This window comes from Bradyrhizobium sp. R2.2-H (assembly GCF_004346455.1).
Lineage (GTDB): Bacteria > Pseudomonadota > Alphaproteobacteria > Rhizobiales > Xanthobacteraceae > Bradyrhizobium > Bradyrhizobium diversitatis.
The window spans coordinates 369,597-392,007 of the sequence record NZ_SMBR01000001.1; the positions used below are offsets into that span (position 1 = coordinate 369,597).

Sequence of the window (22,411 nt, forward strand, 5' to 3'; positions counted from 1 at the left end):
CTTCACCCGTTCGGGTTGGTAATGAGATAGTCGACCAGCGGCGCCGGCGTCACGACGTGGTCGGGCGCGATGACGCCAACGGGCACGATGTGTTCCGCCGTCACGATTACGGTGTCCGCCGCCATCGCCATGACCGGATTGAAGTTGCGCGCGGTCAGCGCATAGGAGAGGTTGCCGAGGTAATCGGCGAGAAAAGCGTGCACGAGCGCGAACTGCGCCCGCAATGCGGTCTCGAGCAGGAACGGCTTTCCCTCGACCTCGATCTGGCGCTTGCCCTCCGCGACCAACGTGCCAACGCCGGTCGGCGTGAGGACGCCGCCGAGACCGCACCCGCCTGCGCGAATACGCTCGACGAAGGTGCCTTGCGGAATCAAATCGACTGCGATTTGCTTTGCCAGCATCTGTTGCTGCGCCTTCGGATTGAGGCCGATATGGGTCGCGGTGAGACGCGAGACCAGATCCGCATCGAACAGCTTCCCGACACCCTTGCCGGGCAACGCAGCGTCATTGCTGATGATGGAAAGCCCTGCCTTTTGCTGCCGGACGAGCTCGTCGAGCAGACGCCACGGCGTGCCGACCCCCATGAAGCCCCCGACCATGATGCTTGCGCCTGCCGGGATCATCGCGACGGCTTCTTCGATGGAAACGGCCCTCATGGTCCCAGCTCCAGTCGACAGAGATCAAGGAAGCGACGGTGGGATGCTCGCTTTGCGTTCATCCTGGTCCCTTGATCTGCGTCAAGGCTTCTCATGATTTGTGGACCACGATGCCGACGCCTTCGAGCGCGCTGGTCCATAGTTTGCGAATCTCGACGTGGCGATGTTCGAGCGCAGCGCTGACAGCGTCGCGATGAGGCAGTAGTTCCGGTCCTTTCAGGAATAGGATTTGCGCCTGCAGCAGCCGGCCGCTCTCCAGTTCGATGCGCCGCAGGGCCATGACGAAGGGATCGTCGGCATTGGCCTCCCTCGGGAGCAAAGCTGCCGGCCTTATGCCGGCATGAACGGCATGCGCCAGTGTTGCCAGGCCGACAGCCCGTGCCAGCGGCTGGTCCGGAATGCCCTCGGCTGGTTGCGGAAACCATGCCGTCTCCCAGGACATCGACAGGTATCCCAGCGCAAGGTCCGGGACCCAGGACGTCGCCCGAAGCAGCAGGGAGACGATCTCCGCCTCATGGTAGACCTGAGCGTTCAATTCGGTCTGCCAGGCGGACGCGAGCTTTGCGGGCAGCGCGAACGCGAACTGCCGCGCCAACGCGCCATGGGCGGAGGTCAAGAACGCGGCGACGCGAGTCTGCTGGTGCGGCGGCACACGGCCTTGCGGGTCGAGCGGTCCAAAGAATTCGCTCATGTGGCCGGTCCCTGCACGGGGATGGCACGCAGATGATCGTAGCCGGCAGGAAACGCAATGAGCTCGCCGCCGGCCTCTTCCGGCGCGATCCAGACAGCCTTGTTGCCCTGCCAGCGGCCGGCCAGCACGTCTTCGGCGAAGCGGGCGAGCAAATCCGCGGTCAGCGCCGGCTTCTCCAGCGTGAAGGCGTGATAGGCGCGCTGGATGATCACGAGAGCGCTGTTCGGAATCTCGGCGCGCAGGGTCTCATGGACTGCGCGGGGCGTCAGGAAGTCGAACTCGCCGTTCAGGATCATGGTCGGCAGGGTGATCGACGACAGTTGTGACGTCAGCGGCCGGAAGTCGAGAAAGGACTCCATCAGGTTTTGCAGCGCGTAGACGTCGTTGACCAGCCAGCCCTGCCGTTTCACGCTGTCGAGCTTGTCCAATACCGGTCCCAGCCATTGATCGGAGACGTTCATCGGCAGCAACAGATCCTGGAGGTAGCTGGTGCCGCCCAGGATCAGCGCGGTGCGGAGTGCGTTGCCAAGCAGGAACAGTTGCGGCGGAAGCTCCGCGAAGCAGCTCATCGGCGCCAGCCCGGCCAGCCGCTCGCCGTGCTCGATCGCGTAGCGCAGCGCGATCAGGCCGCCGAAGCTGATACCGGCGAGAAAAATGGGTCCGTCGCCGAGCTCGTCGACCAGGAGATGAAGCGCCGCCACCTGATCATCCTGGCTGATGAAGAGAGCGGGTTTGTCGGACTCCCCCTGGCCGAGCAGGTCGAACGTCGCGACGCGGAATTGGCGCGCAACCAGGGCTTCACGATACGCGGCCCAGAGCTCAGCATATTGTGTAAGCCCGTTGACCAGCACATAGGCGGGAGCGTTCGCTGGCCCGTCAAGCTCATAACGGATGCGATACGAGCCGTGACTGAGAAAGGGCATTGCGCGGTCCGGACCAGATGGATGGCAACCACGATGCTCGTCCGCGAAGACAGCGATCCATTGAGTTAGATCAAGGGTCGGCCACGATCGCGTACCTAGCCTCTTGACAAAATTGCCAGGAGGAAGCCGCCATGGCCGGAAAGAATTTCATTCGGCATTGCTGTGTGAGTCTGCTGTTGCTGTTGGTGGGGACCGCGTTGGCGGTCGCGCAGCCCTACAGCCGCCGCTCGTCGCAGATGCAGCATGATGAGCTGAAGAAGACGGTCGAGATCCCGAACTTTCGCCTCGGCGGCAAGTACGATCTGTCCGATCCGTCGAAATGGGAGAATGGCGGCGAAGGCGGCGTGACGCTGGAGTCGCTCGGGGCGGGCAAGCTGCACTCGGCCTATATCGCCGTCGGCACGCCGCGGCGCAATGCTGCCGGGGAGATCACCAATGCTGTGATCATCAACTCGTACTATTCCGGCGACTCGACGGACATGTACGAGCAGTGGGTCAAGGGTGCTGCCTTGTCGGGTGGCGTGCCGATCATCGGGCCGGGCCGGCCGATCGACACCAATCGCTACTATGTCGTCATGGTCGATCCGCTCGGCACCTGGGGCGCGAGCAAACCGTCCGATGGTCTCGGCATCAAGTTTCCGCAATACAGCTACTACGACATGGTCCAGGCGAACTACCGCATGCTGCGGGACGGCTTGAAGATCGCCCGCGCTGCCTTGGTCACCGGCGTCTCGATGGGAGGCACGCAGACCTATGTCTGGGGCGTCATGCATCCGGAGTTCATGGGCGGCTTGATGCCGATCGGTGGCACCACCCAGTCGGATTCCGAGGACCCCGTCGGCAACTGGACCTTCCAGCTCATGACCGCCGCGATCGAGGCCGATCCGGTGTGGCAGCAGACCAAAGGCGATTACTACAAGCTGCCGAAAGAGAAGCACCCGATTCCCGGCATCGCCTTCGGCTGGTCGGTGCTCGGCCTGACCGGCTACGACTTTGCTTTCCGCACGACGCAGAGCTTTGCGGCCGTGCAACCGGAAGTGTTCTACTGGAATCCGCCGAACGAGAAGGCCGCCAGCAGCGTGATGACTCGCGCCAAGCTCTACGACGCGGTCGATCTCGTCTGGCGCAACAGGGTGGGTGAGATTCACAACGTCAACCCCTATCTGGGCCGCATTCAGGCGCGCACGATGGTGATGCACATCACCAACGATGGCTGGCTGAACTTCAAGCTTGCCGAGCGCGCCGTCGATCGCGTGCCAGGCGCCCAGCTGATCTCCGAGGAGAGCCCGGTCGCCCATTATGGCGTGTTCTCGATCATCAACCACCGCAAGCACGATCCGAAGTTCGTCGCCTTCATGGAGGACGTGGCGAGCCTCGACCGCGCGCAGAAATACGTCGACAAGAATTACCGCGTGCCCGGCGTGGCCGCGAACATCGACCCGGGCAAGTCGTTCTGGAAGGACTTGGTGACCTACCCCTATCCGGTCAAATACGCGACCACGAAAGACCAGCGGGGCACGTCCTGGCAGATCGGCTACATGGACGAGTACGCCGGCACCGAGAAGGATCCAAAGGTGCTCGTCATCATTCATGGCAAAGGCGCGTTCGGCGGGCACTACGGTAACGTCATGCAATATGCCCTGCGTAGCGGCCTGCGCGTGATCGTGCCGGACCTGCCGCACTACGGCATGTCCGGTCCCGGCAATCTCGACAAGAGCCCGGCGCGGACGATGCAGGACATGCGCGAGGCCGTGTACGATCTCGTGGTCAATCAGCTCGGCGTCAAGAAGGCCTATTACCTCGGCCATTCGCTCGGCGGCCAGGTCGTCATGGGCTATGCGCTCACGTGGCCGGACGCCGTCCTGGGCCTTGCGCTCGAAGCTCCTTCGGGCCTTGAAGAGTATCCGCGCGACATCACGATCGCCAAGGACAAGAAGGCGCGCCTGTTCGATCGGGTGTTCGATCATGATTTCGACAAGTGGAAGGAAACCTGGGGGCCGACCGGCATCCTTGCCGCGGAGGTCGGACGCCCGGAGCAGAGCGTCCGCGACTTCTTCTATTTCAAGAAACGTGATCCGGAGACCAACGCCGTGTCGGCGGCGAAGAGCGGATATTTCTACAGCGATAGCGAATATGCCCGCTTCCACACCGAGCAGCGCGTCGGGCTCATCAAGGGCAACCCGAAAGAGCTCGAGCAATGGGCCAACGTCTTCATCTACGACATCTATTCGATAGGGTCCGAGCTGCAGCAGGATGACCCGAAGAATCTCTACCAGCGGGTGGCCCAGATCAAGGCGCCGATCTTCCTCTCCTTCGGCGACAAGGAGCCGTTCATCCCGACGCCGGCGTTCAACGGCTTGACGGATCTCGGACGCGACGTCATCACGCCGTTCATGTCGCGCATGACGAGTGCGGGCAACCGGCCGATCCTCAAGATCTATCCGGAGACCGGTCACTTCATCCACACGGACAATCCGGTGGAATTTCCGGTCGACGTGGTGGACTTCGTGATCAAGGGAACGGTCGATACGTCGTCGCCGCTCGGTACGGATCGGATGATCAAAGGTGCGGTGGTCTCGGCATTGCCGGTGGCGCCGACACCACCCGGCGCCGCACCGACGGCCGGCCTGAACAAGTAGGCTGGACCATGTCAACGGTTGAGGCGGGTGAGGTCCGGTTGGGCTGGCAGGAGTGGGGCCAAGGCGACATCACCGTCGTCTTCATCCACGGCAATCTCGCCAGCAAGGACTGGATCGAGCTCGCTGCGCCGATGTTTCCGAGCGGACTGCGCGTGATCGGAATCGACTGGCGCGGCTGCGGCGACAGCGATCGGCCGAAACCCGCGGCCGACTATGCCAACTACTCGATGCAGCAGCATGCGTACGACATGCTGGCGGCACTGGATGCGCTGGGCGTCGGGTTTTGCCATCTCGCGACCCACTCGACCGGCGGCATCATCGCCGCACGGATGCTGCTGATGCAGCCGCAGCGGTTTGGGCGGGTGTTTGCGCTCGACCCGGTCACGCCGCTTGGAATGTCCTTCAATGCCGATCAGATCGGCCTTTTCCGGGCAATGATGGCGAACAAGCAACTGACGCGGACGGTGATGGCCAGTGCGGCGTCCTCGCTGTTCGTGCCAGAGAGCCTTGCGCCGAACGCGATCCCGCGATTCCGCGAGGGCCTCGGCGAGATCCCGGCGCTGTTCGATCGCATCATTGAGCAGACTTTTGGCGTCTCCGAGGGCGTCTGGATCGGCACGCCGGTCAACCTCACTCGGGAAAAGGAAAACCGGGAGCTGGAGCGCCGCATGCCGCAAATCCGGCATCCGCATCTCGTGCTCTGGGGCGAGCAGGACGGGTGGATACCGCGGGCGGATCTCGAGAGCATGGCGACGGCGATGCCGGACTGCCGGCTCGTGACGGTACCCCGGATGGGTCATTCCATGAATCTGGAGTTGCCGGCGCTTTATGCCGGCTATTTCGGCGCCTGGTTCGGAGGACTGGCGCAATAGCAATTGTTCAACGGAGGATGCGCATGGCTGAAACCAAAAAGCTTTCCGTCGAGAAGGCGCTCGACAAGCTGCGCGGCGAAGAGCAGACGAAGTCAAGGACTGAGCGGCAGGACGAGAAGACCGAGGCGATTCACGAAGAGATCAAGCGCATGAGAGCTCAACGGCTGCGCCTCGACCGGACGCCAGATAAGCGAGGTTGAAGTGTGCTCACGCCATCGGGCGGGCAAGCCTGGCGATCGGGCACGCGGGGAGGAGGGACAATGGTGCTTCAATTCCTGCTTGGCACCATTGTCAGCCTGATCAACATCATGATCCACGCGCTGGTCACGGTCGGCGCGATTGCGATCGCCCGTTCGGCCGGGCTGCGACATACGGTATGGTCGAGACTGCACCTGATGGCAGTGATGGTCGCTACCGCCGCCGTTCTGATGGTGGCGCATACTTTGGAAAGCGTCGTCTGGTCGGCGGCTTACCTGATGGCCGGCGTGGCGCCTGCCGGCAGTGACTTGGTCTATTTTGCCTTCGTCAACTACACCACGCTCGGCTATGGCGACATCACACCGGTCGAGGCGCGCCGCCTGCTGGGCCCAATGACTGCGATGAACGGCATCCTGTTGTTCGGCTGGTCGACCGCGGTATTGTTCGAGGTGCTGCGCAAGACCGTCGAGCACCTGGCGGCGATCGAGACCCGCGACTGATCTATTCCTAGCCCCTGATGCGAGCGAACGAGGACGACTGGACGGTTTCAGCGACGGCCAACTCGATTGACGGGCCCCCCTCGGTTCGCCGGGGTTCCAGGTCGCACTGCTTCGCGGGCGATCGGGCGCGGCCGTAGAACGACCCCGGCTCTCGCGACGCAACTCGGCGGATAATCCACGTACTGGCAGTAAACGACGGCTCCGGCCGGCCGGGTCGTCGCCATCAAGCTCGAAAATGCCACCGTTGTCCCGATGGCCAAGGAGGCCAACGTGAACGAGGCCGAAAATGAGTTGCGTGAACGCATGAATCCCTCCCTGAAATGTCGTACTCCGCGTTCGAAGTATTCCGACCTTGCTACCTGGACGGTGAAGCCGTCGTCTTTCGTTGATTGAAATCAACCGCCGGGTACGATTGGCTGCATGATCACGGCGTAGGTTGCGACCAACGACTCGCGGCTTCAGCTCTGGAGGTCGAGGCTGGCAAGCTTCGCCCGGTCTTGCAGCACGATCTGCCGTTGGGTATTGCCGACGAAGCCGAGAACGCCCAATTCGTGCAGCCGCGACAGAGCACGCGACACCGTCTCCAGCGTCAGGCCGAGGTAATCCGCAATGTCGCGCCGCGACATCGGCAGCGCGATAACGCCCGCGGCGGTCAGGCGCTTATCCATCTCGAGCAAGAAGGCTGCAACCCGCTCAAGCGATGTCTTGCGGCCCAGGAGCAGCATGTGGTCCTCGGCATGATGGAGATTGGCGGTGGTCATGCGAAACAGGTTCTTGGCGACCATGACGTCGCTCTTCGCCACCAATTCGAGACTTTGGCGCCTGATCAGGTGAACGGTGGTGTCGATGATGGCTTCCGCCGTGAAACGATGAGCTCCGCCATTCTCGAGGCCGAAAATGTCGCCCGGGAGGTGAAACGCGCCGATCTGGCGCCGGCCGTCGGTCAGCAGCTTGTAACTTCGCACTGCACCAAGTTTGACCTGATAGACGTACTCTGCCGGCTCTTTCTCCCCGTAGACTTCAGTGCCCTTCTTGTAGGTGAATTCGCTTAGACTGACGATCGTGCTCGAATTGCAGGTCATTCCGAAGTCACGGAGGGAATTGGGGCGCGGGGACCGTTCTGTTGCGATGCGCACAAACATGGACCGCCTCCTCTGGACGCTGAGCTGGTTCGTCGCTGAGATTATTTCGCTGCCGGGAGCGCCTCGCTGTTTCCCGGGCGATTGGTGTACGATGAAGGCCGTGTTATAAGCCATTGCCTCTCAGGTCATTGTACCAAGGGGCAGGGCCGAATACCTTGCTCGACGTGAATCGCCTCAGGCGCGTTTTTTCTTTGGTTGCTTTTGTTGCGCATTTGAAGGTTGCGGGACCCTCCAGGAGGTCAAATGCCCGGCTTGGTTCACGTGGTGGACGACGACGCCTCTTTCCGCACGGCCGTCGAGCGCCGGCTGAAGCTCGCTGGTTATGAGGTCGCCACCTATTCATCGGCCCAGGATCTGCTCGAGCGGCTGCCGGGCGGTGATGGCCCCGGATGCATCTTGCTCGACGTGCAGATACCCGGGTTCTCCGGTCCTCAGCTACAGAGCCACCTCGCCGGGCTCGGGTCCACGCTCCCGATCGTGTTCGTGACGGGCTACGCCGACACGGCGACGACCGTGCGCGCCATCAAGGCCGGCGCCGAAGATTTTCTCACCAAGCCCGTCTCGTCGGAGCAGCTGCTCGATGCGCTCGCGCGTGCCTTGATCCGCCAGCAGGCCGACCACATCCAGCGCACAAAGCTCGGTTTGCTCCAGATGCGGCTGAAGTCACTGACGCCGCGCGAACGCCAGGTGTTCGAATTGATCGTGCGCGGCAAGATCAACAAGCAAATTGCCCACGAACTCGGCACCGCTGAACGCACCGTAAAGGCGCATCGCCATCAGGTGATGGAGAAAATGCAGGTGCAGTCTCTGGCGGAACTTGTGTCGATGGCGGAGCGGCTGGGCGTACTGGATCCCGAAGCCAAACGGCCCGGCTGACGACGCCTGTGGTTCCGGCGGGTCTCTGTCGAGCAACCTGCACACAAGGACTATTTCGAAGCTCGGCAAGGGCATGCTGTAGTCAGGATGCGCGGGCTGCAGTCGGGCTTGTTGTCCGACTGGATCCAAATCGTCCGGCAAGCTGACGCCAACCAATACCTGGAAGGACCCCCGAACTTGTCCTCGTGCAAGCCTGTTCTTGTCGTCGACGACGACGCGTCGATGCGCACGAGCATCAAGCGCCTTTTGCGCGCGCACGGCTTCACTGCGCTGCTGTTCGAATCGGCACATGCGCTGCTCGGCCACGGCGGCTGCGACGAGGCAGCATGCATCATCATCGACATCAATCTGGGCGATGCCTCCGGAATCGAGTTGCGTCGCAGGCTTGCTGAGCATGGGGTTGCGGCACCGGTCATCTATATCACCGGCAACGACAACCATTTGAGTCGCACGGCCGCAATCGAGTCCGGATGTATTGCCTATCTGACCAAGCCGTTCGCGGCAAAGGCGTTGATCGATCCCATCCATCGCGCCTGGTCGACGGCAAGCTAGCGGGCAGCGATTGCCTCTTTATCCCGTATTGGGGGGGTCCGTTGACGCGGATCAACCACATCATCCATGGCGCCGGATATTGAAGTCTGCTTCTCATCGGGAGCAATCGTATGCAGGGAGATGAGGTATGAAACGGCTATTGATGGTCACTGGCATGGCTGCTGCGCTGTCGTCCGGCGCGGCGCTCGCCCAATCGGTTGACCTTACCGGCACTTACACATGCGTCCAGATGTGCCGCGGTGACTTGCCGGCCCACGTTACGCAGAACGGACCCGAGCTCAATCTCACCACCGAGGCAGGCGTGCCATCGCGCGCATGGCCGGACTGGTTCTCGCCAGCGAGCCGCATCTGGATCGATGCTTACGACATAAGCGCTGTCTATACGCCGGACGGCATGACGATCCAGTTCGACAACGGGACCATCTGGCAGCGCTATGTGCCGCCGCCTGCGCCGTCACGTCGCAGGGCGAAATGACCCAAATCCATCGACAAGACCCTGTGGTGGCTTGGTGCCGGCCGACATGGCGCGACCGCTGACTTATGCAAGAAGGGCGTAGGGCCCAATTGCGCAAATTTCCCCCCATGTTGACGCAGAGGAACACATGGCCTTTCGAACTCCTTGGTCCCCGTCCTCACCCGCCTCGGGCCAATACGTAGCTACCGCTTGGAGTTGAGCTAGATCAAAAGCGCTCTTGTGCCATTGCCTAATATTCCCGAAATTCACTGCCAATTCAAATTGTAGGGAGTTCTGCAATGTTGAGCATGACCAGGACGGTGATCCGTCCTGCCAATGACGGGCAATTTGCGGCCCTCGTCGGCGAACAGGTCTTTTGCAGCGAATTCACCTATCGGAGAGGAACGGAAGTCTTTGGAGAGAGCGAGGAGGCCGAGTACGTCTACCAGATCGTGTCTGGTGCGATCCGGACCTACAAACTGCTTTGCGATGGCCGCCGGCAGATCAACTCGTTCCATCTTCCGGGCGATCTGTTCGGGCTGGAGAACGGTGCGGTTCATCGTTTCACCGCAGATGCAGTCATTCAGACCAAGGTTCGCATCACGAGCCGGCGATATTTGCTCGACAGAATCGAGCACCAGGAGGCGGGCCAGGCAAGCCTGCTCGCCCTCGTCACGCGCAATCTTCAGCACGCGGAGAACCACATGCTTCTCCTGGGCCGGAAGACGTCCGTCGAGAAGGTGGCCGCATTCCTTCTGGAAATGGATCGGCGACAGGAACATCCAGACGTGTTGAGCTTGCCGATGAGCCGCCGCGACATCGCCGACTATCTTGGATTGACACTCGAGACGGTATCTCGCGCGCTCTCGACCCTGCGTGATGACAACATGCTGCGGTTTGACGGGCAGACGCAGCGCCAGCTCGTGCTTCTGGATCGCGCAAGACTGGCGCAGCTCGATGCCTGACGTACAGGGACGATGTTCCGTGGGATCGCCGTTTCATTCGTCGATGTCCTGCTCGAGCATCTGCGCCGGAGCGCCCCTGTGGACTGAGCCGAACTGCGCCAGCGGCAGCGAAGTCGTCAGCGACAGCAGATTGGAATCGACCACTTCCAACAGCAGAGCCTTTCCCGCTTCCATGTCTCTGATGATCCTTGGGTCTGCGACATCCGCCGCGATGCAGGCGTTGCTGAGGCACCAGGTGTAGGGGACATGATAGGAATTGCCTTGATCGACCGTGAGCTTGACAGGGTGCTGCAAGTACATGCCGACGGGCACGAACACTTGCAGGCGCCCGTTGCGGTCCCCGTCGCGCTCGATCAAGTCCACACGGACGGCTATTTGGCCGGTTGGAAAGGTGCCGGTCATCGAGGTCCGGCACAGCGTCGGAGCTCCAGCTGCCTTGAAGCACAGCTTGCGCCAGCTTCCGTACGTGATGTCCTTTGCCTCGCGCTGACCCCGGGGTACGACTTCGGCAGGCTTGGCCGCGCGCGGCTTTTCGCGCGCGACCGCCTCCACAACCGGCGCTGTCGTGACGATGGTTGCAATCAGCCAGGCCGACAGGCAGTAACGTGCGGTGATCATGGCCGTGTCTCCAAACATGGCAAATTCGGCTATTTTCGAGCCTCGAGAAACTTCGCGACGAGCGGCGACCAGATCGGGATTGCGTCCGGCGATCCTATGAAGAAGTGGCCCTCGTTGCCGAACGGCGGCATCAGGTGATATTCGGCGCTGCCGCCCGAGGCGGTGAATGCATCGTGCATGCGCTTCGACAATGCGGGGCCGAAAAACGTATCGTTCTCGATATAGATCCAGAGCATCGGTACACGCGAGGTGCGACCGAATTCACGGGTTGCTTCGACAAGCTTGTCGGGCGCGCAGTTGTTGTTCGGCTTGCCGTCGACACGGCCGCCGCGGCCGGCCGCAAAGGTGATGATCGCCCCGACCTGAGGCGGGTTGAGACTGGACAAGGCGATAGACCCCCAGCCGCCCGCGGATTGCCCGACGACGATGACGTCCTTGGGCATGATACGCTTGTCGGTGACCATGTGGTCGATGATCCACAGGTCGGCCTGTGCGAGCGCCATGCCGGCGGAGCGGAAGCTGGGGTTGCTGCACTTGCCGATCTTGGCGAAGAACGGGCCGTACAGCGCGCGCTCCGGGATGTCGATGGCGGAGGCGCCATAACCGGTTCCGACCGGTGCGACGACGAAATGGCCGCGCATGGCGAACCATTTGGCAGCATCCCGGAATTCCACCAGCGGAAAGAAGCTGCGCTCCGTGGGATTGAGCGACACGCCATGGTTCATGATGACGAGCGGAAACGGACCGTCACCGATTGGGCGCACCACGTAGGCGAAGGTCGGCAGCGGCAGCGGCAGCGCCCAGACCTCTTCCTGGATGCGGCGCGAAGCGGCTTGATCGTCCGCGCGGGCTGGCGCCGCGATGCAGGCCAGGAGCAGCAACGTTTTCAGGAGCAGTCGAATGCTTTGATGAAGGCGAGACGTCATGCGCGTGTCCTCACCCAGTGAACGTGCAGGCCACGATGATCCGGCCGAGAACGGTCCCGAGCGCCATCGACAGCAGCAGAAAGATCTCCGGCGCAGTTGAAATGATTCCCCTGACTGCGTTCATCGTCGTGGATCCCGGCGCCTCGTGGCGGGCCAAGCTGGGCTCGCAAGCGGCCGGGATGGTTGATCCAAGTCAACCCTTTCGCGGGCGGGACCACTCTTGATGGTCCAATGCACCCGCGACGAACCGCGCCACGAACATGAGCCTGACGAATACCGCCAGTCCTTCGCTGCGCCGCGACGAGACGGTGTCGATCGCGCTGCTGCTGGCTTTCGTTGGCGGCTATCTCGACGCCTACACCTGGATCATCCATGGCGTGATGGCGAATGCCCAGACGGCAAACCTCGTTCTGCTATGGGTCCATGGTTCGGCCGGGAATTGGGACGACGCGCTTCATTTCGTGCCGCCAATTCTCGCATTTGGGGTCGGCATTCTGCTGGTGTCCTGGCTTCGCGGCGTCATCGGACAGCGCATCAGCGCCATCAGCTCACTCGTCGAGATCCTGCTGCTGGTGACGATCGGCATCCTGCACAACCGCCTGCCGGATCTCGCCGGCACGCTCGGAATCTCGTTCGTTGCTGCGATGCAGACGGCCGCTTTCACCAAGGTCGAGGGCGTGGCCTACAGCTCGGTGATGATCACCGGCAACATGCGCCAGGCCATTGAAGGCGTTCTCATGGCCCTGTCAGGTGGCGGTCCGCCCGGACCACTGCGACGCTCCGGCATATTTGCCGGGCTCTGCGTCGCGTTCGGCGTGGGCGCGGCCGTCGGGGCCTTTGCGACCAAAGGCATTCCCGATCTCACGCTTGGTATTCCCGTGACCGCTCTGCTGATCATTCTGTTGCGCTGCGAAATCGAACGGAGCGAGGTGCCCGCATGAGCTCGCCGTCCGACCGACCCGTGGGATGGTCGCGATTCTTCCCAGTCTCCGGCTGGCTTGTTGCCTATCGTGGCGAATGGCTGGCATCGGACGCAGTGGCCGGAATAACGCTGGCCGCGTACGCGATTCCCGTATCGCTGGCCTATGCGACGCTCGCCGGCCTCGCGCCGCAGGTTGGCATCTATGGCTACATGCTCGGCGGTATCGGCTATGCGCTGCTCGGGTCGTCGCGGCAGCTCGCAATCGGTCCGACTTCGGCGATTTCGCTGATGATTGCCTCCACGGTCGGCGTGCTCGCCGGCGGGGACGCGGTGCTATACGCGCAGATCGCCAGCCTTGCCGCATTTGCGGTCGCGGTCCTGTGCTTCGTCTGCTGGCTGTTCAAGCTCAGCGTCCTCGTGCGCCTGGTCAGCGACAGCATCCTGGTTGGCTTCAAGGCCGGCGCCGGGCTCACCATCATCATGAGCCAATTGCCGAGTCTGTTCGGCGTCGCGGGCGGTGGGCATAATTTCTTCGATCGCGCGTTGCGACTCGTCGCGCAGATCGGCGACACCAACCTTCTCATCGTGACGATCGGCGCGGTGGCGCTCGCGCTCTTGCTGCTCGGCGAACGGCTTTTGCCCGGAAAGCCTGTCGGCATCACGATCGTCGCGCTGTCGATCCTCGCTGCCACGCTGCTCTCCCTTCCGGCCGCCGGCGTACCAGTGACTGGAAAGATCCCCGAGGGATTGCCGACACTGGCTCTGCCGACGTTTGGTCTCCTGCAGTTTGACGATCTCTTTCCGCTCGCCGCAGGCTGCGTGCTGCTGGCCTATATTGAGGGCGTCTCCGCTGCGCGCAGCTTCGCTGCCAAACATGGCTACGCACTGGACGTGCGGCAGGAATTCCTGGGGTTAGGGGCCGCGAATCTCGCTGCGGCCTGCGGTCACGGCTATCCCGTCGCCGGCGGGTTGTCGCAATCCGCTGTGAACGACAGCGCGGGGGCGCGCACGCCACTGGCGCTGCTGATCTGCTCGATCGCGCTGGCGCTGTGCCTGCTGTTCTTCACCGGACTTCTGACAAATCTGCCGAAGGCCGTCTTGGCCGCCATAGTCTTTACCGCAGTGTATCGGCTGGTGGACGTCCAGGCCCTGCTGCGGATGTGGAAGGTCAGCAGGCTCGACTTCTATGCTGCGGCGATTGCACTCGTGGCCGTGCTGCTGCTCGGCATCCTGCAGGGTGTCCTGCTTGCGTCGATTGCATCGATCTTCCTCCTGCTGGCACGCGCATCGCAGCCGAACATTGCATTCCTCGGCAGGCTTCCGGGAACCGGCCGCTATTCCGACAACGCCAGGCATGACGGCGTCGAGCCGCTCGTTGGCGTCATTGCGTTCCGTCCCGAGGCGTCGCTCCTCTACATCAATGCCGAAACCATCCTGGCGGTGGTCCTCGAAGCGCTGCGGAAGTCGTCGGACATCAGGCTGGTGGCCTGCGACCTCTCCGCATCGCCCTACATCGATCTGGCTGGCGCGCGCATGCTGCGAGATCTCCATGACGAGCTCGCCTCTCGTCGCATCGCCTTCTGCATTGTCGGCGCTCATGCGCAATTGCGCGACCTGCTGCAGGCGGAGGGGCTCGCGGAGAAGACCGACAGCTCGCAGTGGCTGCGATCGCTCGACAGCGTCCTCGGTGACTCTCAAGTCAAATAGCCTCTGTTGCAGCGCGAAGCGACGATCCATGCGACGCCGGCGTCCCCGATATCTCGCAACCGTTGACTTGGATCAATGGAGCGGGCTGCCCACCGTCCACGCTCCATCATCACCTTCGCGAGCCGATAGGAAATCGGGAGATACCTATGTCCAAGGACGCCAAGCCCGCGCAGAAGCGCATTGATCAGTTCTTTTCGGGGCCCGGTGCACGGGCTGATGATTGGCGTGATCTGGTGGATGCTGCAAAAGCGTGGGCCCGCGGCGGCGACCGCGCGAAATACGATGCGGCGCTGGCCAATCTCTCGGTCACGGAGGAGTTTCACGGTTATCCCGGCCTGCAACTGATGGGGGCGCTACGCGAAGCAGCGGCCGCTGGCGATGGGGCAACCTCGCTTGCCCTCGCGACACGGATCACCCAGGCGTTGGCGACGCGATCCTTCCGCCAGCATGCCGGCGACTGGAACGCGAAGGACGACGGCGACGGCGATGTGCCCGAGCTGGTCCCACCGACCTTCGGAGCGCATACGACGCGCAGGCCCTATTTCGAGACGCTGATCGTTACCGGGCTGTCTCCCGGCCACTGGCCTGCGCTCGCTGCCGAATGGCGCAAGCTGCGGCGCCCGGTCGATGCCTTCGTCTATGAGCCGGTTATCGTCGGCAACCTCGAAGACGCCTTCTGCGCGACGATGCTCAACCCCAACATCGGGGCCGTCATCATCAACGAGGGGTTTGGCCTGCGCTCGCGGCACAATGCGCCGGTGCTCCGTTCGATCACGGCGTCGGCTGGCCTCAACGACGAATCCGATGCCTCCGCGCTGCGGCTTGCACAGATCATCAAGCGTGTCAGGCCCGAGCTCGATCTGTACATGATCTCGAATCGCGACGTCGAGGAGCTGGCCGGCAACCCCGAAGCCAGCGTCATCCGCCGCATCTTCTATTCGGTCGAGGAACTGCTCGAGCTGCATCTGTCGATTCTCGAAGGCATCCAGGATCGCTACGACACGCCGTTCTTCGACAACCTCAAGAAATACGCACAACGGCCGATCGGGACGTTCCATGCGCTACCGATCGCCCGCGGCAAATCCATCTTCAAGTCGGACTGGATACGCGACATGGGCGAGTTCTACGGCGCGAACCTGTTCCTGGCCGAGAGCAGCGCCACCACCGGCGGCCTCGACAGCATGCTGGAGCCGACCGGCAACATCAAGAAAGCGCAGGAGAAGGCCGCCCGCGCGCTCGGCGCCGACCGCGTCTTCTTCGTGACCAACGGGACCTCGACCTCGAACAAGATGGCGGTGCAGGCGTTGCTCGCGCCCGGCGACATCGCGATCGTCGACCGCAACTGCCACAAATCGCACCACTACGGAATGGTGCTCGCAGGCGCGCAGCCGCTCTATGTCGAAGCCTTCCCGATGACGGAATATTCGATGTACGGCGCCGTGCCGTTGAAGACGATCAAGCAGGCGCTGCTTGGCGCCAGGGCCGACGGCCGGCTCGAGCGGGTCAAGATGCTGGACCTCACGAATTGCACCTTCGACGGCCACATCTACAACACCCGGCGGGTCATGGAGGAATGCCTCGCCATCAAGCCCGACCTGATCTTCCTGTGGGACGAAGCCTGGTTCGGCTTCGCGCGCTTCTCGCCCTTCCTGCGCCGGCGCACAGCCATGGGTGCCGCCAGCGAGATCGAGGCGTGGATGCGTGATCCGAAGTCGGTCGCGGCCTATGAGAAACAACAGGCCGAACTCGGCAAAAGCCCGTCGGACGAGGTGCTGCTCAAGACGCGGTTGATTCCGGATCCACGCCAGATCCGGTTGCGCGTGTATCAGACCAACTCGACCCACAAATCGATGTCGGCGATCCGGCAGGGCTCTATGCTCTCGGTCAAGGACGTCGAATTCCACACGGTCGAGCAGCAGTTCAAGGAGGCCGTCTTTACCCATGCCTCCACCAGTCCGAACCAGCAGCTCATCGCCAGCCTCGACATCTCGCGGCGGCAGATGGAGCTGGAGGGCTACGGCCTCGTCGCCAACGCGATAGAAATCGCGCTCGCCATCCGCCACGCCGTCAACAACAACCCGCTGCTCTCGAAATATTTCCGCATTCTCGGTGCCGACGCCATGGTGCCGGCGCAATACCGCCAGAGCGGGTTCACCGACTATCTCGCACCGGGTATCAACTGGGCAAATACGCTGAAGAGCCTCGACGAGGACGAGTTCTGCCTCGATCCGACCCGGATGACGCTGGTGTGCGGCACGGCGGGCTACGACGGCACCCAGTTCAAGGGCATCCTCGCCAGCGAGTACAACATCCAGGTCAACAAGACCTCGCGCAATTCGGTGCTGGTCCAGTCCAACATCAACAACACCCGCAGCGACGTCGCGCATCTGATCCGCGTCCTCGCCGAGATCGCGGGCGAGGTCGATCGCGGGCTCGCGCAAGGCGGCGCCAACGCGAAGAAGACTTTCGAAGCACGGGTCAAGAGCTTGATGACCGACGTGCCTGACTTGCCGAACTTCTCGCATTTCCACCCGAGCTTCCGCGCCGATGCCGGCACCAAGACAAACGAGGGCGACATCCGCTCCGGCTTCTATGCCGCCTATGACGTGGCGGGGTGCGAGCATATCCGCCTCGACGATCCCGAGATCGACCGGCGGCTGAAGGCCGGGCCAGAGCTCGTCTCCGCCAATTTCGTGATCCCGTATCCACCGGGCTTCCCGATCATGGTGCCGGGTCAGGTCATCACGCAGGAAACCATCGACTTCATGTGCAAGCTCGATGTGAAGGAGATCCATGGCTACGACGCCAAGGAGGGCTTGAAGCTCGTGCGCACCGAAGCGCTGGCGAAGATCGGCCGGCCCAGGCCCGCCGCGACGCCGAAGCTCAAGGCCGCGTCATAGGGAAACCTGACATGCAGAGCTTCTTCACATTCTTGCAGCAGAACCCGTATCTGCTGCTGTTCTTCGTCGTCGGGCTCGCCGTTTGGATCGGGCGGGCCAGCTTCAAGGGCTATGGCCTCGGCATGGTCGCCGGTGCCATCGTGGTCGGCGCCGGCCTGTCGGTGTGGGCGTCCGTCTATGGGGTCAAGCTCGAACTCAATAACTTCGCCAAGAGCCTTTTCTACTATCTGTTCATGTACGGCGTCGGCCTGCGCGTTGGGCCGTCCTTCGTCAACAGCCTGAAGGGCGATGGGCTCAAATTCTGCATTCTGGCGGTGGTGTCCAGCGTCCTTGGTCTGGCGCTCGTCGTCATCTTCTCAAAGCTGTTCGAGCTGCCCGTCGGGGCCGCCGGAGGCATGCTGGCGGGATCGCAGACCATGTCGGCCGCGATCGGCTCGGCCGAACAGGCCATCACGTCGGGGGTCGTCAAGCTGCCCGAGGGCATGAAGCCGGAGGATGCCTCGGGCATGATCGCGCTGTCCTATGGCATCACCTATATCTGGGGGACCGTCGGCATCATCCTGATCTGCAAATACCTGCCGCGCTGGTGGGGTGTGGACGCCAAGGCGGCGGCGAAGAAGTACGAAGAGGAATTCGGCGTCAAGGATCTCGAAGGCGGCGGTCTCACCGGCTATCGCCAGTTCGGTCTGCGTGCCTACCGGCTGGAAAACCCGGCGCAGGTCGGCATGAGCATCGCCAAGTTCCGAGCGGCCAATCCCGAATACCGCATCGTCAACGTGGTGCGCAGCGGCGAATCCCTGGGAGCAGATCCGGGCCTCGTGCTGCAAAGGGCCGACGTCGTCGCGCTTGGCGGCGCGACCGCGCATCTCACCGACAAGATGGGCCTGATCGGGCCCGAGGTCGCGGATGCCAAGACGCTCGGCATTCCCATGGATCAGGCCGACATCCTCGTCACCAACAAGGAGATGGTTGGACGCACGTTCGAATCGTTCCGTGACACCGCATTGGCCGGCCAGTTGCAGGTTACCAAGGTCGAACGCGGCGGCGTGCCGATTCCGGCCGGTCTCAAGACCGAGCTGCAGCGGATGGACATCGTCTCGGTTGTCGGCCTCAAATCGGCCGTCAATGAACTCGGCGAGATGTGGGGACGCATCGCGCGGACCAATACTTCGACCGATCTGCTGACGCTCGCCGTCGGCATGATCATCGGCTTCCTGATCGGCATGATCGAATTTCCGGCTTTCGGCGCCAAGATCGGCCTCGGCAACGCGGGCGGCCTGTTGCTGTCGGGCGTGATCGTCTCCTCCCTGGTCTCGCGGTTGCGTTTCTTCGGCAACACGCCGAACGCGGCGCGTAACGTGCTGGAGGATCTCGGCCTCGTCGTCTTCGTCGCGATCGTCGGTGTCAACGCCGGCGCCGGGCTGCTGGCGCAGCTCACCGGTGCAGTTGCCCTGAAGATCTTCGTTGCCGGCTTCATTGCCTGCACGATCCCGCCTTTCATCGTGTGGGCGATCGGATACCACGTCTTCAAGATCAACCCGGCCGTGCTGATGGGCGGCGTTGCCGGTGCAAGGTCGCATTCAGGCCCGTGTCGCGAAGCTGCGGTCGAGATCCAGAGCTCCGTGCCCTGGATCGGATTTCCCGTCGGCTATGCCGTGTCGGGCATCCTGCTCACGGTGTTCGGCTACTTCGCGATGCTGCTCGCCCAATAGTCCGGCGTCAAAACTCCAAGAGGAATGAAAACATGAGAAAGCCTTTTATTTACGCGGCCCTGATCGCCTCCCTCACCGGCCTCGTCGGATTCAGCACGCCGTCGCGTGCCGAGACCGGCCAGGTTTCGGTCGTCTTCACCAAGGGCGGCTTCATCGTCGGCGTCGGGGGTGGCGAGGGGGTTCTGCTGCTTCGGGGCAAGAGATATCCCTTCACGGTGTCGGGCATGAGCGTGGGCTTCACGGTCGGCGCGTCGACCACCAAGCTGGTCGGCCGCGCTCTCAACCTGAGGGGCCCCGCCTCGATCGAAGGCTCCTATGCCGTAGGCGGAGCGGGTGGGGCGATTGCCGCGGGAGCCGGCGCCGTTCAGTTGCAGAACGCGAACGGCGTCATCCTGCAGCTGAGCGGCCCGAAAATCGGCGCGGAGGTCTCGGCTGCCGTGGGCGGTGTCACCATTCGCCTCAAATGATCGGGACGACGGGCCGCGTCGATGCGTGGCCCGTCCTCCTGCGCGGTGGGATGCGTTTCATGGATCCGTCCTTCTGACGATTTAAGCCCGGAGCGAGCGATAGCGTCTCATGAGCTTCGATCGGGTTCATCAGAAGCCATTGCCGAATCCCTCGAAAAATCTCCACTGCCGCGCGACCTGAAACGTGGGCGGCATCGCACGCCTGTGCGCAATCTTGCGGTTACGTTGCGGCTTTGCGTCTCGCACCTTCTGCGCAGGCGGTAGCTGGGTCGCGTTCGGCGGAGGCAACTGCGCCATTGCGTCCCGCGCCGTGGCAGGCATGTCGGCGGCCAATGCCGGCGCAGCGACGCCGGCCTTGCTCGAGACTTGTGGAGGAATGACTAGCGGGGCGCTCGTATCAAAAACGATGCGCTCCGGCCATTTCCGATCGGAGTGAATGCGGATGACGGGCGAGGAGTCCTCCGCGCTGTCTGCGACCTGCGATTTCGCAAAGTATGCGCTGGAGACGAGCAGCAGCGCAAACAAGCCTGCGCCGACAAAGAGAAAATACCGTGCCAAGGGCATCTTGGCTCCTTCATCCCCGCCCGGATCTGAAGAAAATGCTAGGTGCGTGTCGATTGAGGGTGATGCCGATGTCTCAATCACGCTGAGTGCCGCGGTATCGGCGGCAGGCCGGTCCCCTCAATCGGAGACGGGCCTGTCGGTGTAGTCTAGTAGCAAGGCGGGTATGGTGCGTATCCGCAGCGTACATAGGCTCCAGTCGCGGCGGCTCCGACCGCAGCCGCCCCGACGCCGACCGCCACTCCGCGGCGTACCGGTGCCCGGGTGACGCCAACACCGGGAGCGCCAACGCCAACCCCTGGGCGTCCGACGCCCGCGGCGGCGCGTCCACCGCGTGCAAATGCGTCAGTTGAAACCATCGCAATGCAGCTTATTCCCATGATCGCCGATGCGGCGAGGCAGGTAATGATTTTACGTGACATGATTGATCTCCTTTCAAAGGTTGATCAACTCTAACGCTATTCCTCTTATGCCGGCTGGAATTGATGTAGAACAAAAATCTGATCGTTTGCCGTCACGCATTGTACGCGTTGTGCACTGCGCGTTTGAACTTGCCGGCTGCAATGCATGCCCTCGGGCATTTCCAGGTCGATGGATACATGAGGAGACGCAGAATCCGATTGGCAGTTTGAATATCTCGCAGCATGTCAGCCGCGCTGACCATTGATGCGGATCAACCCGGGGACTCGACTTACGGCCAGCTTGGCGCGGCGGCAGTGCAGCCTGGGGCAGCCAATGGTCTTCACCTGGTACGTCACTTTCGAAGTTCACAAGCGCGGTGCTTTGCCCAAAAGACGAAGCCCGCGGGAAACCAGGACGTTCGAAACGGAGGCGCAAGCCAAGAACTTCGCGCGAGCCAAATCCGACGAGGGGCTGATCGTCTACGCTGGCACAATCAACCCATCGATCCCGAGACGATTGATTCCCTCTGGCGAGATCTTGGATTGGATTGAAGACGGGCAAGATCGAAAGATCCTCGATCCGGATAACGAAGGCACCGGATAGGCTGGAGCGACAGCCGCTTGTCCGCGATGGCAGCCCGCTTCATGCGGAGCCAGGCAGATAGAACTCCGAATTCAGCAGGAGCGCTCCGTTTAACCTCGGCTGAGCGACGGGCTTGCATCCTGACCGTGGGCTCAAGAACGACGAGCAGGCCGGCAACATCATCCGCACGGACGTCTAAACGATCGATCTGCCGCTTTTTCCCGCGTGTGGCCATTTTGATACATGGTCAGCGGGATGACGTGCGTACTGTCGTGAATTGGAAGCGCGCATTGAAAAAATCAACCGTCGTTTAAATCCGAACGGACCAGCGATGAGGGAGACTTGGATGAAGACGTATTTTTTGGTCACGGCTGGGGTAGTGGCATTGTTGGGTGTGGCGCCCGCGTCTGCGGCAGATATGGCCGTCAAGGCAGCACCGCTCCCCGTCATGGCTCCGGTCTACAACTGGACCGGCTTCTATATCGGCGCCAATGGCGGCTGGGGTCAAAGCCATAATTGCTGGGATTTCGTGACGCCGGGAGGTGTGGTTGCCGACGGCTGCCGGGACCGGTCTGGAGGTGTCATCGGCGGGCAGCTCGGCTATCGCTGGCAGGCCGGTCAATTCGTGTTCGGCCTTGAAGGCCAGGGCGATTGGGCCGACCTCAGCAGTTCACGCGCCAGCTTGATCAACCCGGCCTTCTCCACCCGCACCAGGACCGACGGCATCGGCTTGTTGACCGGCCAGATCGGCTACGCCTGGAACGCCGCCCTGCTGTACGTCAAGGGAGGCGCGGCCGTCACCGGCAATACCTTCGACGTATTCAACGCGGCGGGAGTTAGCGTCGCCTCCGCGAGCTCGACCCGATGGGGTGGCGTCGTGGGCGTCGGCTTCGAGTATGGCTTTGCTCCGAATTGGTCGGCAGGCATCGAATACGACCACCTGTTCATGGGTGACGCGAACAACTCGTTCTCGGTCGTAAATCCGATCGTTGCGGGGGCGATAAATCGGATCAGCCAGGACGTGGATATGGTCACCTTGCGCATCAACTACCGGTTCGGCCCCATGTCCCAGTCGGTGGCAAGATACTGACCGATCCGGCTTCGTATCGCTTGGCATGCGGGCCGGCAGAGATGCCGGTCCAGTCG

22 protein-coding genes are annotated in these 22,411 nt (G+C 62.4%); 15 read left to right on the plus strand and 7 right to left on the minus strand.

Annotation, left to right across the window (positions count from 1 at the left end; genetic code table 11):
- Window positions 1-2: 2 nt before the first annotated feature.
- From EDE08_RS01775 to EDE08_RS01785, 3 genes are all read right to left on the minus strand, one after another.
- Window positions 3-656 carry a CoA transferase subunit A gene (locus EDE08_RS01775; protein WP_131866577.1) on the minus strand — a complete coding sequence of 218 codons (654 nt, stop codon included), beginning with the start codon at window positions 654-656 and terminating at the stop codon, window positions 3-5.
- Between the two features lie 91 nt (window positions 657-747).
- Window positions 748-1,347, minus strand: coding sequence for a hypothetical protein (locus EDE08_RS01780; RefSeq protein ID WP_131866581.1), 600 nt, complete (start codon window positions 1,345-1,347; stop codon window positions 748-750).
- Window positions 1,344-2,270, minus strand: coding sequence for an alpha/beta fold hydrolase (locus EDE08_RS01785; protein ID WP_131866583.1), 927 nt, complete (start codon window positions 2,268-2,270; stop codon window positions 1,344-1,346). Before EDE08_RS01785 ends, EDE08_RS01780 begins: the two co-directional genes overlap by 4 nt.
- Window positions 2,271-2,401: 131 nt before the next feature.
- On the opposite strand from EDE08_RS01785, the gene EDE08_RS01790 reads away from it, so the two are divergent.
- Genes EDE08_RS01790 through EDE08_RS01800 form a run of 4 tightly spaced genes read left to right on the plus strand, consistent with a single transcriptional unit; the run spans window position 2,402 to window position 6,479 of the window.
- Complete coding sequence (locus EDE08_RS01790) at window positions 2,402-4,909, plus strand: alpha/beta hydrolase (RefSeq protein ID WP_131866585.1); 2,508 nt, start codon at window positions 2,402-2,404, stop codon at window positions 4,907-4,909.
- Window positions 4,910-4,917: 8 nt separating this feature from the next.
- Window positions 4,918-5,781: an alpha/beta fold hydrolase gene (locus EDE08_RS01795; RefSeq protein WP_131866587.1), complete on the plus strand. Its 864-nt coding sequence runs from the start codon at window positions 4,918-4,920 to the stop codon at window positions 5,779-5,781.
- A gap of 23 nt (window positions 5,782-5,804) precedes the next feature.
- A complete protein-coding gene (locus EDE08_RS38180; RefSeq protein ID WP_165935691.1) occupies window positions 5,805-5,981 on the plus strand; it encodes a hypothetical protein in 177 nt (58 codons plus the stop codon).
- 60 nt (window positions 5,982-6,041) lie between these two features.
- A complete protein-coding gene (locus EDE08_RS01800) occupies window positions 6,042-6,479 on the plus strand; it encodes a potassium channel family protein (protein WP_131866589.1) in 438 nt (145 codons plus the stop codon).
- A 458-nt stretch (window positions 6,480-6,937) separates the two neighbouring features.
- On the opposite strand, the gene EDE08_RS01810 is transcribed toward EDE08_RS01800, so the two are convergent.
- Entirely contained in the window at window positions 6,938-7,621 is a 684-nt protein-coding gene (locus EDE08_RS01810; RefSeq protein ID WP_131867418.1) for a helix-turn-helix domain-containing protein, read from the minus strand.
- Between the two features lie 243 nt (window positions 7,622-7,864).
- Between EDE08_RS01810 and EDE08_RS01815 the strand changes: the two genes are divergently transcribed.
- From EDE08_RS01815 to EDE08_RS01830, 4 genes are all read left to right on the plus strand, one after another.
- Window positions 7,865-8,497, plus strand: coding sequence for a response regulator transcription factor (locus tag EDE08_RS01815; protein ID WP_061878357.1), 633 nt, complete (start codon window positions 7,865-7,867; stop codon window positions 8,495-8,497).
- Window positions 8,498-8,584: 87 nt separating this feature from the next.
- The gene (locus EDE08_RS01820) at window positions 8,585-9,049 is read left to right on the plus strand and encodes a response regulator transcription factor (RefSeq protein WP_131866593.1); all 465 of its coding nucleotides are present in this window, start codon (window positions 8,585-8,587) and stop codon (window positions 9,047-9,049) included.
- 127 nt (window positions 9,050-9,176) lie between these two features.
- On the plus strand, window positions 9,177-9,524 hold the full coding sequence (locus EDE08_RS01825; RefSeq protein ID WP_131866594.1) for a hypothetical protein: 348 nt from the start codon (window positions 9,177-9,179) through the stop codon (window positions 9,522-9,524).
- A gap of 287 nt (window positions 9,525-9,811) precedes the next feature.
- The gene (locus EDE08_RS01830) at window positions 9,812-10,468 is read left to right on the plus strand and encodes a helix-turn-helix domain-containing protein (protein ID WP_502700565.1); all 657 of its coding nucleotides are present in this window, start codon (window positions 9,812-9,814) and stop codon (window positions 10,466-10,468) included.
- Between the two features lie 33 nt (window positions 10,469-10,501).
- Here the strand turns inward: EDE08_RS01830 and EDE08_RS01835 are convergent, their stop codons facing one another.
- Together EDE08_RS01835 and EDE08_RS01840 are read right to left on the minus strand one after the other, a co-directional pair.
- Entirely contained in the window at window positions 10,502-11,086 is a 585-nt protein-coding gene (locus EDE08_RS01835; protein ID WP_131866598.1) for an invasion associated locus B family protein, read from the minus strand.
- A gap of 29 nt (window positions 11,087-11,115) precedes the next feature.
- Complete coding sequence (locus EDE08_RS01840; RefSeq protein WP_131866600.1) at window positions 11,116-12,012, minus strand: alpha/beta hydrolase family protein; 897 nt, start codon at window positions 12,010-12,012, stop codon at window positions 11,116-11,118.
- Between the two features lie 260 nt (window positions 12,013-12,272).
- Here EDE08_RS01840 and EDE08_RS01845 point away from each other — a divergent pair, with 260 nt between their 5' ends.
- The 5 genes from EDE08_RS01845 (at window position 12,273) to EDE08_RS01865 (ending at window position 19,720) form a co-directional block, all read left to right on the plus strand.
- Window positions 12,273-12,953, plus strand: coding sequence for a YoaK family protein (locus EDE08_RS01845; protein WP_131866602.1), 681 nt, complete (start codon window positions 12,273-12,275; stop codon window positions 12,951-12,953).
- Window positions 12,950-14,641, plus strand: a complete 1,692-nt coding sequence (locus EDE08_RS01850; RefSeq protein ID WP_131866604.1) for a SulP family inorganic anion transporter — start codon at window positions 12,950-12,952, stop codon at window positions 14,639-14,641. The genes EDE08_RS01845 and EDE08_RS01850 overlap by 4 nt, the downstream gene beginning before the upstream one ends.
- Before the next feature lie 146 nt (window positions 14,642-14,787).
- Complete coding sequence (locus EDE08_RS01855) at window positions 14,788-17,541, plus strand: decarboxylase (protein ID WP_131866606.1); 2,754 nt, start codon at window positions 14,788-14,790, stop codon at window positions 17,539-17,541.
- Window positions 17,542-17,552: 11 nt separating this feature from the next.
- Entirely contained in the window at window positions 17,553-19,253 is a 1,701-nt protein-coding gene (locus EDE08_RS01860; RefSeq protein ID WP_131866608.1) for an aspartate:alanine exchanger family transporter, read from the plus strand.
- 32 nt (window positions 19,254-19,285) lie between these two features.
- Window positions 19,286-19,720 carry a hypothetical protein gene (locus EDE08_RS01865; RefSeq protein WP_131866610.1) on the plus strand — a complete coding sequence of 145 codons (435 nt, stop codon included), beginning with the start codon at window positions 19,286-19,288 and terminating at the stop codon, window positions 19,718-19,720.
- 129 nt (window positions 19,721-19,849) lie between these two features.
- On the opposite strand, the gene EDE08_RS01870 is transcribed toward EDE08_RS01865, so the two are convergent.
- Entirely contained in the window at window positions 19,850-20,365 is a 516-nt protein-coding gene (locus EDE08_RS01870; protein WP_131866612.1) for a hypothetical protein, read from the minus strand.
- A gap of 651 nt (window positions 20,366-21,016) precedes the next feature.
- Here EDE08_RS01870 and EDE08_RS01880 point away from each other — a divergent pair.
- On the plus strand, window positions 21,017-21,286 hold the full coding sequence (locus tag EDE08_RS01880; protein ID WP_131866616.1) for a hypothetical protein: 270 nt from the start codon (window positions 21,017-21,019) through the stop codon (window positions 21,284-21,286).
- Window positions 21,287-21,611: 325 nt separating this feature from the next.
- Window positions 21,612-22,355 (plus strand): outer membrane protein, encoded by a 744-nt coding sequence (locus tag EDE08_RS01885; RefSeq protein ID WP_131866618.1) that lies wholly within the window; start codon window positions 21,612-21,614, stop codon window positions 22,353-22,355.
- Window positions 22,356-22,411 lie beyond the last annotated feature (56 nt).